This is a genomic window from Flavobacterium anhuiense (genome assembly GCF_004151235.1).
Lineage (GTDB): Bacteria > Bacteroidota > Bacteroidia > Flavobacteriales > Flavobacteriaceae > Flavobacterium > Flavobacterium anhuiense_A.
On sequence record NZ_JUIV01000009.1, the window covers coordinates 98,240 to 111,034 of the forward strand.

The following is a 12,795-nucleotide window of genomic DNA, read 5'->3' on the forward strand; positions in this document are numbered from 1 at the left end:
AAGATTTATTATATGGAGACGTTAGCTGAAAAGTATAGATCGTTACAATTATCGAGTTTAAATTCAATGAAGAGTTATACGTGTATGCTCTTGACAAATACTCCTAAAGTTCATGGTACGGGAGTGTTTATTCAGATTCAAAACCACTATTTCCTTATTTCTGCGGCTCATGTTTTTGATAACTACGAAGAGTTATTTATTCCTTTATCACAAAATTATGAAATAATTAAAGCTGGAGGTGAAATTTTCCATATTAATAAAGTAATTAGAGAGAAGGATGGAGTTGATATAACTGTTATGAAACTAGATGATCAATGTGTTCCTCACCTTTTACGTACTTATAACTTTTTGCAAGCTGATGATCTAGCTATTAACCATATATTTCAAAGTGAAGAATACTATACGTTTTTAGGTTATCCTACCACAAAATCAAAAATTTTATATAAAAGCGATATTTTTGATTCTACCTCTTTTTTTCATTTTACCACTCCTAAAAGTAAAGATGATGATTATTCAAAGATTAATAGAAATCCTGCTGTTAATGTTATTACATCATATAACAGAAAGCTTTCATTTAATCACAAAAAAATGATGTTTGGAACGGGTCCAGATTTACATGGTATTAGCGGTTGTGGTCTTTGGTTTACAGATCCTTTGGATATATTTACAGGAATTGTGAAGCCCAAATTAACAGCAATAATGACTGATTGGCCAATTAAAAATAGAGGTATTATTATTGGGACACGTATTGATATTATTACTGGTATTATACGAAAGTATCTTAATGTTGATTTTCCTGAATCGAGAATTGTAAGGATCAATTAAATTTGTCAGATTGAAATAGCAGATTCAGTTGTTGTTAATTTGTAGACATGATAGTCCTAAATGGTAAATTGAAATATAATGTATAAATTTGAAACTTATCGGATTTAGAATAGTGATAAATTACCAATTTTAACTGTTAAGTTACTATTTTATAGTAATAAAAATATGCTGTACATAATATTATGACCAATACACAAATAAATTTTATTATAGACATTGTTTCAGGAATTGGAACTTTTATTTCAAGTATAATTGCATTATTTGCTCTTAAAGAGGTGATTAAGCAAAGACGTGCAATGTATCAACCAAAACTTTATTTTAATGAATTTTCACTTTCTGTAAAAGGTAATCCTCATTCAGAAAAAAAATCTCTTTACCATTATTATTTGCATAATTTGCATGAACCAGTAAGAGAAGACTCCAGAAAGGGTTATTCCGTGTCGGCTCAATTTTTCTTTGAAAACATTGGTTATGGTGTGGCAAATAATATAAAATATGAGTGGACTTTTGATTATATTAAGGCTGCGAGAATGTTATGTGAATTAAATCCAAAATTCAGCTATGACGACGATAAAAAGAGAAAGTCGCTTATGATAATTTTTGACAATAAGTTTTTTAATTCTTATGATTATAGTGATGTTGGAAAAACAAAAAAAATTGATTTTATAAAACCTGAAAGTCTACAGCAAAACTTCAAACCAACATCAATTCCAATGACAATAACAGACGTTCATATGGACTACGTTCTGCTAAAAAATAAAATGTTTAGTGAAGAATGTGATAGATTTAATCATGAGAAATTTAATAATTTTCCTATCCCAAAATTAAACATTTCTTATCATGATATAGCTGGTAAAAAATATGTAGAAGAATATTTATTTAATATTTCTTGTTACAATTCATTTAGGCAAATGGATGATAAATTAATAAATACTGAAGAAGATTATGCAAGTTTGTGTTTTTATTTAAAATGATACTTTACAAATCAGTAAGTATAGAAATGTATAAAATATAGATGTAAAATGAACTCAGTTTTAGAACAAATAATAAAATACGATTCAGAAGGTGCAAATTTAGATTTTAAGAAAGAAGAATATTCTTTAGGAAGAGTAGAAAAAAAGCATGAAATCTTAAAAGATATTTCTGCATTTGCAAATCATCATTCCGATGCTGATAAATACATTTTAATTGGTGTAAAAGAAGTAAACGGAGTTGCAGATTCATTCTTCGAAATAGAAAATTTGACAGATGAAGCCAAATATCAGCAGTTTTTAGTTGAAAATATAGAACCCAAAATAAATTTTGAGTATAAATCGGTAATGTATGAGGGAAAAAAAATAGCATATTTCAGAATTTTCGATAACAAAAACAGACCATATCTATTTAAAAAGAACTTGCAAAATCCAATTACAAATTATATTGAATACAAAATAGGAGATGGTTTTATTAGATTAGGTTCTTCTTCAAGAAAACTTGAAAGAGCTGATTTTGAGAATATTTACAGAAATAGATTTACAGAAAAAGACCGAAAAAATGACTTAGTTATTGAAAGCTATTTTAGTACAAGCGACAATGAAGAAATTATAAATTTTGGCGTAAAATATTTAGACATTAGAATAGAGAATCAATCGAATAAATCAATCGAGTTTGACGTCGAAATGAAAGTTTATAAAAGTGAAAACTTGGGTTTGATTTCTGAAGATGAGTTAATAAAAAAAATTAGAGAAAGAGAAAAAAGACCAAATCGTGGATTTGGAATTAATGATGAAATTATACTGCCACAAATGTTGAATTTAAATGTTCATTTGGAAGAAAATGACAGTTTTATATTGATTTCTAGGAATAGATTTAAAAGAAAGGCAGCTATTAATTTAGCTCAAAATTCATTTGAATTAGATATTTTCTGCAAGTATTTACTTGTTTTGGGAGAAAACGCGGATGAAATAAAAGCTGAATTAACAATTAGAAGTGATGATTTTACAGAGGGACCTTTAATCAAGGAATTAATATTTAAAAAATAAAAAACATTTGAGAGAGATTTAGAAATATTCTTATATGTTTTAGGAATCATACTTGAACAAAAAAGAGACTTTTAAAGTCTCTTATTTTGTTTTGTATATCTCTGTAAACAATCACTTGCCAATCAATTTCTCCAATCTAACCATCATCTCATCTTTCTCCTTCAACATACGCTCATACAAAGCAATTTTTTCATCATGAAGTTGAATTAGTTTATCAATTGGATTAACATTAAAAGTTGAATTATGACCCGTATTTAAAAACGCTCCATTTTCAAATGTATTAGCAATAATATTCACAGCATGTTCCTCATCAAAATTCTGAAAAGCTTCAACAGGAATTTTCAATACAGCAGAAATTTGTTTCAGCAGGTTTTCTTCAATAACATCTTTTTGCTCCAGCATCGAAATTTTCTTTTGGTTCCAGTCTTCGCCCAGATCATAAGCCAAAGCTTCCTGCTTTATATTAAGCATTTCTCTAAAACGTTTTACGTTTCTTCCCTGATGTATTTTCTGTTCCATAATGAATATTGAGTTTTCTGAAGATTCAAAGATAAAGCCATTTGGGCTAAAAATCGTGAGTTTCAAAGATAAAAAAATATTTCAAAGAAGAATTATTTTGTAAGAATATTATATCTGTATTTCGAATAGATTATCCTTTAGAAAGAAGAGAATTTCGCTTTAGAATTTTAAATCTATAAGCCATGAAAAAGAATAAAACAACCTTCGAAACTAGCTTCTGGGCAGGATATGCAGCGGGAAATCCGTTTAAGGCAATCGATGCTTTTTTTGCTTTTGCACATCTGGATTACTACAAAAAAAGTTTAACCGAAGCGGTGCTATACAGCTATAAAACAAAAGTCTACAAACAGGACAATCCTTCGGATGTTTTTGTTTTGTATACCGTTATCAAATCTTTCCTCAAGGTGTGTTTCTGTCTAAAGGAGAAAAGTAGAAAATGGAAAATAAAAGATTCTCTGCGATCTGAAACGGTTTTTCATCTTTCTTCGCTAACAAAAGAAGAATATGAGAATCCATTTTTGGTGTTTCAAAAAGCATTTGCAAAAAAAAAGCTAGAAGAATTTGAATCATTTCTATACCAAATCCTTGAGCTTTCATTGTCTCCACATTCCGCAGATTCCGAGCCCGATTTGATGACACCTTATATTCATATAAACAAAATGCTTGATGCAGTAGAACTCATAAGAGAAAGGGGAGTTGAGAAAATCAAGAAAAGGAACCCGATCACGCAGATTTATCTCCGTAACGATAGCGCGGATTTGCAATCAAACGATTCTTGAGGAATAAATGAAAGTAAATTTTCAGAAGCAAATAGGATTAAAAAATAAGGTTGTTTTTTTTAGATTTTCATTTTCAGGACCTTAAATTATCAAATTTGCATCTATATTGATTCTTGATTTTTTATTTTAGTTTTAAATATATTTTATTGATTGTTAGTGTTTTATGTTAATGAGATCGTTGCATTGATCTTGATTTTTTGTCCACTTTTACCTTAGTTTCTTTTTTAAGTATAGTTTCGTTATGACCTTTTTGTAAGGCACTAACTATTTAATAAACCAAAACTTATGAGAAACAAATTACATTATTTTTTTTTGAGAAAAGCTCAATTTTACCATATTATATTATGGTTTTTTTTTCTTCTTTTTACTTCAGGTTCCTATGCCCAACGCGGTTATTATGATGCACCTTATAAAAGGTACGAAGCAAATTTAGGACAATTGTCTAACGGTGCTTCAGTCACTGCAAAATCATACAGTCAGGCCGATCTTCAGTCAGAAGCTTCAGATCAGCAGTGTGTGAATATGTCTGCCACAAATGCGACCGTTCAATGGACGCTTAGTGAAGCCGCTGACGGATTAGTAATTCGTTATAGTGTTCCTGACGGACAATCTGGAACTATTGGGGTTTATAATGGTAACACAAAGCTTACAACGCTTACTTTGACTTCAACCTGGTCTTGGGAATATTTGTGGAGCAACGGAAATCCGAACAATAACGGAATTACAAATCAAAATCCAAGAATGCGTTTTGATGAAGTTCGTTATAAACTTCCTGCTAAAATTGCTGTAAACGGAACATTAAAATTGGTGAGAGAATCAGGTAATGTTCATATTGACTTTGCAGAAATGGAACCAGTGCCAACAGCTGTTACAGCTCCTGCAGGTGCCGTAACTTATTCAGGAAACGGAAGCGATCTTCAGACTTTTATTGATGCAAATGGCGGAAAAAAAATATTTGTTCCAGCTGGGGTTTATAATGTTAACCGAGAATTATATTTTGGTTCAGCAAACACTTCACTAATTGGTGCAGGAATGTGGTACACACAGATTAATTTTACCAACACCAGCAGTTTAAATGGCGGATTGCGTGCCAATGCAAGCAACATTTCATTCACAGATTTATATCTTACAACAAATTCAGCTTCGAGAAGTAATTCTTATAAAGCTATAAATGGAGTTTTTACAAGTGGTTCAGTAGTAAAAAATATCTGGGCAGAACATTTTGAATGTGGTGCCTGGATTGCGCAATACAATTCTGGTGGGCCAGCAATTGCTGACGGATTTACATTATCGCACTGTCGCTTTAGAAATAATTATGCTGATGGAATCAATCTTTGCAAAGGAACAGCAAATTCAATTGTAGAACATTGTAATTTTAGAAACAACGGAGACGACGATCAGGCAATTTGGTCTGCTGACGGACTCGAATGCATCAATAATGCTTTTCGATACAATACTTCAGAAAACTGTTGGCGCGCTTGTGGACTTGCTATTTACGGAGGGAAAAATAACAAAGCTTACAATTTAATTATCAAAGACAATCTGGAAGCAGGAATCAGAGTGAGTAATAATTTTCCGGGAGCGCCATTTAACAATGATGGTATGCACGAAATTCATGATATTACCGTAACAGCCTGCGGAACTTTTAATGATACTTACAACAATCCAGTGGCGGCAATTGATATTTTTAGTGCTACAAATGCTGGAAGTCAGGTTAAGAATGTTCAGCTTTACAGCATTGATATTATAGATTCAAGAAACGATGCAATTTCTATTAGTAAAAGATCGGGAGATGGTATTTATAATCTTTCTTTTAAAGACATAACAGTTAACGGAACGGGTAAAGAATATCCAAATAACAATGTATTGAACAGAAACTGGGGCAGAGGCTATTTTGTTCTTATTGCAGGTTCTCCAAGCGGAAATGGTACCTATTGCAATATGAATTATTCTAATAGAGGCGGAAATGCCACAACTAATGAAGAAATTAGTGCAATTGGTACATTTTCATGGACGCAGGGCGGAAACTGTTCCACTACAAATGTTCCAGTTTCAGGTGTAACGCTTTCGCCAGGAACAGTAACTCTAGGTGTTGGTGCTACACAGCAATTAACTCCAACTGTTTCTCCAGCCAATGCTACCAATAAAACAGTAAGTTATAGTTCAAATAATACTGGTGTTGCAACGGTAAATGGTTCAGGTTTAGTAACTGCGGTTGCTTCGGGATCAGCTACCATTACAGTAACGACTCAGGATGGCAATAAAACGGCGACTTCTGTCATAACAGTAAATTCATCAAATGTGGCTGTAACTAGTGTGAGTTTAAGTCCTTCATCAGCTACATTAGCAGTAGGCGGAACACAGCAGTTAACACCAACAGTTTTGCCTTCAAATGCAACTAATAAATCGGTTAATTATACTTCAAACAATACAGGTGTAGCAACGGTTAATTCGTCAGGATTAGTTACTGCAGTTTCAGCGGGTACCGCTACAATTACGGTAACCACAGTTGATGGAAATAAAACGAGTACTGCAGCAATTACTGTAAATGCCGCAACAGGAAACTATTTTACTATTAAAAACAAATGGACAGGCAATTATTTATATGATGCCGGAAACAATGTAGGATATGGTCCAACAGTGGCAAACAATACTTACAAATGGGAAAAAGTAGCTATTGATGGTACTTACTATATGATAAAAAATGTAGGTACAGGAGACGTAATGCATATTGAGAATTTAACTGGTGCAGTACAATGTACAGCAGGCCAGTCCGGCTGGTTGAGCGCACAATGGTCTTCTGAAAATGTAGACGCAACCTGGGTAAGAATCAAAAACAGATGGCAGACAGGAGCGATGATTCATATTGAAAATCTAAATGGTTCTGCGCAATATCTTGGAGGTCAAAATAATTGGGAAAGTGCACAATGGCAGTTTGAAAACACTTCGACAGCGAAAAAAGTGAATACTCCTGAAGTTACAGTTGAGAATTCTGTAGTGAGCATTTATCCAAATCCTTCAGTTAATAAAGAATTTAATATTGTTTTGCCAGAACTGGAAGCAGATGATACAGCAACTGTAACAGTCACTGATAGCAGTGGAAGAAAAGTTTTGGTAAACAGAATCAGTTCATCTTCAAAAATCAGTCATCATTTGGCCCCTGGAATATATATTGTGACAATTAATTCCAATGCTTTTAATGTCTCTAAAAAATTGATTATTAAATGATAGATTAAAATTTAGAAAATGAACTGCAGACGCATTTATAATTAAATTTTATCAGAATGAGCTCGATATTGCATCGGGCTCATTCTTTTTTAGAGTTAGTTTTATTCTGTGTACGCACAAGCGATACGCTCGCGCCAGCAGGGGAATATAAAAGATTGCATTAATTTGTGTAACTTTTGTTTTGATGATTTGTTTTGTGTCTTATTGTTGCGGGTACGAATTGCAAATCCGAGCGAACGGAAAATCAAGAAAAGAAACCAAGTTGATTCTGCATCAGAATAAAACATTCGTTACCAAAAACATAAAAAAGAAATTTGTCTAATAGCATTTTGATTTTAAAAACAACACATGATTTTTTAGAATTTATCATATAATGGTTTCATTTTATAATTTGAAACATAATTGGTTACGCATTTTTGCAGAAAATCACTTTTGTAAGATAACTTTGGGTAAGAAAAGCCACCCATACAGACTCTAATTATTTTTCAATTAAGCTGACAGGCTTGGAACAATAAAATCATTTATTAAAAACTAAAATTAGAAATCATGAAAAAGTATTATTTATTAGTTACCTTTTTTTTCTTTTCGTTGGCGCTGTCGGCCCAAAGCGCCCAGTCATTTCTGCTTAACCTGTACGGAGGTTATACCTTTGCTGACAGAGTAGATTTCGATTCTTCTTACGCACGTGTAGAAGATGGTTTTGAGTACGGAATAGGTTTGGAGTACTTTATAATGGATAACGCTTCGGTAGAGCTAAAGTATAATAGGCTTGATACACACATGCCTTTGTATACAAAAGTTGCTATAATAAATGGTGCTAATACCATTCCTGCCGGCACTCAGCTTAATGCGGGAGATGATAAAGGCGCTATCAATTACATATTGGCAGATTATACATATTATTTCGGTTCGAGCTCTCAAAAGGCGCTTCCGTTTCTTGGTGCAGGTTTAGGGGTATCTATTCTTGAAACGCCTAGAAGTGGCAACGGAACTTATTTTGCTTGGGAGATTAAAGGCGGTGTGAAAGTAAAAACCAATTCGCCATTATCAATTAATCTTCATGCCTATCTGCAGTCTATGTCAGCAGCTGTTGGATATGACTATTATTGGGACTACTATTGGGGACCTGTAGCAGTTACGGATTATGCTACAACATTTCAATTTGGGCTTGGCGCTGCTATAAGCTACGATTTCAGCAAATAAAGATTCCTGTATTGAAAAAAATATAGATTAGAGTTAATTATTTCTTGTATATGAAAAAAGACAGATATCAGCAATATCTGTCTTTTTTATGAAATAAAGTAACGCCTTTATATTTTAGTTAGATCGGTAGGGGAGCAGCCGAATTGTTTTTTGAAAGCAAAGGAAAAATGGGATAGATTCTCAAATCCGATTTCATAATAAATATCAGAAGGTTTTCTATTTTTCTCTGTAAGCTGATAGTATGCCGTTTCTAGCCTTTTTTTGGTTAGCCAACGCTGAGGCGTCAGGTTAAAGGCCTTGTAAAAATCTCGTTTGAAGGTAGTAAGACTTCGGCCTGTCAGATAGCCAAATTTTTCCAGAGACATATTAAACATAAAATTCTTTTCCATAAAAGCGGCTAAGTCGATTTTGCCTGGTGCAGCAAAATCTGATAGAATAGAGTCAATATCTTTATTTATAGTTCTAAGAATTGTAATGGCCTCAGTAATTTTTAGTGAAGCTATATTTTCTGGAAAGCTCTCCTGCATTTCAAAATAAGGAATCAGCGAAGCCATACAGCTAGAAAGCAGAGGATGCTGGCCAAAACTGAAAATGCTTGATTTAGAAATCTTTGGTGCAGGATTTACATGGCTATAAAAATCCTTAAGTCTTTGAGCTGAAAGATGCATGGCAACAGCTTGGTGCGGTAAACCGTCTTTTGGGGTATTGATTATTGTAGCGAGTTGGTTTCGCGGAATTAAAAAAGTGCTGCCAGCGCCAAATATAAAACTTTCATCTGCTTGAATAATTTTTGTTTCACCCGAAATCAGCCACACAAGCAAATGGTCATCAAAGGCAGCCTCTGTTTTGAAGAGTCTGCCAGTGTAGTTGGAAAGTTTTATTTCGCTTGTGATATAATTTACCTGATATTCCATAATGCCTGTGCGGTTTAAAGATACCAATTTTAACTGATATTGAATGTTATGCCTGTCATTTCTTCGCTCAGTTTCCATAATTTTTCTGCATTTGCTTTATCTAGCGAATACGGTTTGATTCCGCCGATTATGGATACATCAGAATTTAAATCTGCTACATCTGCATTCTCGCAATATACTCCGCCAATCGTATCAAGAAGTTTGCTCGTAGCTGCCCAAACTGTCGTGGCTGCGCCTTGTGGAATTGTTTTTAAGGATGCGGCAACTTCTGGCAGTATGTTTCCTTCTGCATCGCTGAATCCTAGTTTATGAAATAAATCAACAGGAGCTTCTCTTCCTAATTCAGTTTCTCCCACTGATCCTGGACATAAGGAGTAAGCGCGCACGTTGTGATGTTTTGCTCTTTTGTCCAATTCTACTGAAAAAAGGTTTACAGCTGTTTTGGACTGTCCGTAAGCAGTCAAAGTTTCATATTCTCGATTTAGGAAATTAGGATCTTGAAAATCAAAATCAGAAAATTGGTGTCCGCCTGATGAAACATTTACCACTCTGGCTCCGTCTGCTTTTTTGAGAGCACTCCATAGTCTTGCCGTAAGTTGGAATACGGCCAAATAATTGGTTGCCAGCTGTGATTCGTATCCGCGATGATCTCTTCGTAAAGGCACCCACATAATTCCGGCATTATTTATCAGCAAGTGTAGCGGTCTGCCAGTAAGGATAAACTTTTGGGCAAAAGCATCAATCGAGTCTGGATTCATCAAATCCATTTCTTCAATTGTTACGTTGGATAATCCTTCCAGATTTCTTGTTGCTTTTTCTATGTCTCTTGCCGGCACTATGATTTGAGCGCCCGCTTGAGAAAGCGTTTTTACGGTCTGTAATCCGATACCCGTATTTCCTCCAGTTACAATAACGGTTTTTCCCTGAAGATCAATTCCTCTAATTATTTCCTCTGCTGTTGATGATGCATTAAATCCTGAACCTAAAGCTCTCTGAAGTGCACCTTGATAATTGTTCTGTTCCATTTTAATTTTATTTAAGTTATTATGATGAGGCAAAGTTATGTGCGATACTGTAAGGTCATTTTGTTTAAACGTCCGAATATGTTTTGTTTAAACGTCCGAATTAAGTTTTGAACTTTTAATTCAGAATTTGGCATCATATAAATGAAATAGATGTGACTGATTTGCTTTAGGGAATACCTAGCTGTAACTGTAGGTTTTATTGGACGATGGATCTTTTTACTTCGAAATTTTAGTTTTATATTTGAATGGCAATTAAACATCAGCAACAATGAATCAGTCTCAAAACGTTACAGATTACCCAAATAAGAATACGATTTTTATGGTTTGGAAATTTAAAGATCAGACCGATGCGGCAGCTGTATTTAAGAAACTCTGTTCATTAGTAGGTAACTTAAATAATTCTTATGCTGTAAGAAGGCCTGACGGACGTACCAGTTGTGTGATGGGAATTGGTCATGATGCATGGATAAGACTGGGAATGCCAAATCCGCTGCCTAAGGAATTGGTTAATTTTGAGCCTATTGTAGGGATCAAACACACTGCAGTAGCCACTTTTGGAGACCTTCATTTTCATTTAAGAGCAGAAAATGAAGCTATTTGTTTTGATATGGCCATGGCAATCAGTGATGTACTAAGGCCGAATGCTGAGTGTCTCGAAGAAGTCCACGGATTTAGATATTGGGACGGGCGTTCTATAATCGGTTTTGTCGACGGCACTGAAAATCCAATAGGAGAAGAAAGAGAGTTTTTTGCCGTAGTAGGAGATGAGGATCCTGCATACAAAGGGGGCAGTTACCTATTTGTTCAGAAGTATTTGCATAATATGAAGGACTGGAAAAGTCTTTCAACAGAAGAACAGGAAAAGGTAATTGGAAGATCTAAAATGGATGATATTGAAATGTCTGATGAAGTAAAACCGTCAAATTCTCATAGCGCTCTTACTGCCATTACAGATGAAAATGGTGATGAACTTAAAATTGTGAGGGACAATATGCCATTTGGAAATCCTTCAAAAGGTGTTGCAGGAACCTATTTCATTTCTTACGCCAGCACATTCAGCACTACAAAAAGAATGTTGGAAAATATGTTTATTGGTAATCCGCCAGGCAATTACGATCGCATTTTGGATTTTAGCACAGCGCAAACGGGAACATTATTTTTTGTACCAACTTTGGATATGCTAGATCAGTTTGGCGAGTGATTTTTTTTGATAAATTTATTTCATAGTGAAATTAGCTAGATTTATTAAGGCATAAGTAAAGCCTTAATCAATAATGATCGCTGCTGATTTTGTCGTTTCTTTCAAAGTTATTCCTGCGAGTTCACATACCGTATTTTCAATCATATGGCACATGCTATTTAAGGCCAAATCATTGGGTTCTGTTCCAAAAGGATTTTCTATTTCATCGGCAATTGCCTCAAAAGCAACAAAAGTGTAGGCAATGAATACTACAATAAAGGGAGTAAGCCAATTCAAACTGTCTACTAATCCAAATGGCAGCAGAAAACAGTAAATATATACCGTCCTGTGCAGTAAAACACGATAAGAAAACGGTATAGGAGTAGAGGCAATTCTTTCGCAACCTCCCACAATAGTAGTTAAAGCATCGAGATTTTCATCAAAACGCGCTTGTTGGATAGAATCAATTTTGTTTTCTTGTTTTGCCTTTCCAATCCATTCTGCCATAAGTTTTGTCAAAACAATAGGTTTATAGCGTGCCTCAGAAACTATTGCCAACTGTTTTTCTGTGAGACGCATTTTCAAATCCTCATCAGGACTTGTATTTCTTAGCTGATGTTTCAAAGCATAAGGAAAAGTGCGAAGCAGGGAAATAAATTCCACTATCTGTATATTATCTGTTTTAGGATCTGTTAAAGTCAGACTTTGTCTTGCTAATGATCTTGTATCGTTCAATAAGGCTCCCCAAAGTTTTCGACCTTCCCAGAATCTGTCATAACTAGCATTGTTGCGAAATCCTAGAAACAGAGCCAACACAAAACCAAACAAAGTGAGTGGTGCCGGATTAAGAGGAATTTTAAATGAGAAGATAATTCCGTGAAAATATACGATGGCTAGAGACATCAGAAATAGTACAGCTAATCTTGGCAGTAAACGAGGCAGCACCGAACCATGCCAGACAAAAAGCATTTTAAACCAGTTATCTTTACTTTTTATTATCATAATCAATTTATTCGAGTTCCTTTAAAAACAGCACTTCGGTTGCAAATATAAACGAATTGGCATCTGAGAACTATTTTTAAAGGCAATGGCACGCTATTA

The 12,795-nt window shown here is 34.2% G+C and carries 11 protein-coding genes; 7 read left to right on the forward strand and 4 right to left on the reverse strand.

Translation table 11 applies throughout. The annotated features are described in order from the left end of the window. Positions 1–66 precede the first annotated feature (66 nt). The 3 genes from NU08_RS12780 to NU08_RS12790 all read left to right on the forward strand — a co-directional run bounded on the left by NU08_RS12780 (position 67) and on the right by NU08_RS12790 (position 2,846). Positions 67–825, forward strand: coding sequence for a hypothetical protein (locus NU08_RS12780; protein ID WP_129747548.1), 759 nt, complete (start codon positions 67–69; stop codon positions 823–825). Positions 826–1,007: 182 nt separating this feature from the next. Beyond that, positions 1,008–1,799 (forward strand): hypothetical protein, encoded by a 792-nt coding sequence (locus NU08_RS12785; protein ID WP_129747550.1) that lies wholly within the window; start codon positions 1,008–1,010, stop codon positions 1,797–1,799. Between the two features lie 48 nt (positions 1,800–1,847). After that, positions 1,848–2,846: a helix-turn-helix domain-containing protein gene (locus tag NU08_RS12790; RefSeq protein WP_129747552.1), complete on the forward strand. Its 999-nt coding sequence runs from the start codon at positions 1,848–1,850 to the stop codon at positions 2,844–2,846. 111 nt (positions 2,847–2,957) lie between these two features. Here NU08_RS12790 and NU08_RS12795 read toward each other — a convergent pair whose 3' ends face one another. Continuing rightward, on the reverse strand, positions 2,958–3,365 hold the full coding sequence (locus NU08_RS12795; RefSeq protein WP_129747554.1) for a helix-turn-helix domain-containing protein: 408 nt from the start codon (positions 3,363–3,365) through the stop codon (positions 2,958–2,960). Between the two features lie 182 nt (positions 3,366–3,547). On the opposite strand from NU08_RS12795, the gene NU08_RS12800 reads away from it, so the two are divergent. The 3 genes from NU08_RS12800 (at position 3,548) to NU08_RS12810 (ending at position 8,575) form a co-directional block, all read left to right on the forward strand. Then, positions 3,548–4,144 carry a hypothetical protein gene (locus tag NU08_RS12800; RefSeq protein ID WP_129747556.1) on the forward strand — a complete coding sequence of 199 codons (597 nt, stop codon included), beginning with the start codon at positions 3,548–3,550 and terminating at the stop codon, positions 4,142–4,144. Between the two features lie 285 nt (positions 4,145–4,429). Then, the gene (locus tag NU08_RS12805) at positions 4,430–7,372 is read left to right on the forward strand and encodes an Ig-like domain-containing protein (protein ID WP_129747558.1); all 2,943 of its coding nucleotides are present in this window, start codon (positions 4,430–4,432) and stop codon (positions 7,370–7,372) included. Positions 7,373–7,918: 546 nt separating this feature from the next. Continuing rightward, a complete protein-coding gene (locus NU08_RS12810) occupies positions 7,919–8,575 on the forward strand; it encodes an outer membrane beta-barrel protein (protein WP_129747560.1) in 657 nt (218 codons plus the stop codon). Between the two features lie 107 nt (positions 8,576–8,682). On the opposite strand, the gene NU08_RS12815 is transcribed toward NU08_RS12810, so the two are convergent. Both NU08_RS12815 and NU08_RS12820 read right to left on the reverse strand, forming a co-directional pair. Beyond that, on the reverse strand, positions 8,683–9,489 hold the full coding sequence (locus tag NU08_RS12815; RefSeq protein WP_129747643.1) for a helix-turn-helix domain-containing protein: 807 nt from the start codon (positions 9,487–9,489) through the stop codon (positions 8,683–8,685). Between the two features lie 29 nt (positions 9,490–9,518). After that, positions 9,519–10,514, reverse strand: coding sequence for an SDR family NAD(P)-dependent oxidoreductase (locus tag NU08_RS12820; RefSeq protein WP_129747562.1), 996 nt, complete (start codon positions 10,512–10,514; stop codon positions 9,519–9,521). A 268-nt stretch (positions 10,515–10,782) separates the two neighbouring features. On the opposite strand from NU08_RS12820, the gene NU08_RS12825 reads away from it, so the two are divergent. Next, the gene (locus NU08_RS12825; protein WP_129747564.1) at positions 10,783–11,715 is read left to right on the forward strand and encodes a Dyp-type peroxidase; all 933 of its coding nucleotides are present in this window, start codon (positions 10,783–10,785) and stop codon (positions 11,713–11,715) included. A gap of 63 nt (positions 11,716–11,778) precedes the next feature. Here NU08_RS12825 and NU08_RS12830 read toward each other — a convergent pair whose 3' ends face one another. Further along, a complete protein-coding gene (locus NU08_RS12830; RefSeq protein ID WP_129747566.1) occupies positions 11,779–12,696 on the reverse strand; it encodes a bestrophin family protein in 918 nt (305 codons plus the stop codon). Positions 12,697–12,795: the final 99 nt, after the last annotated feature.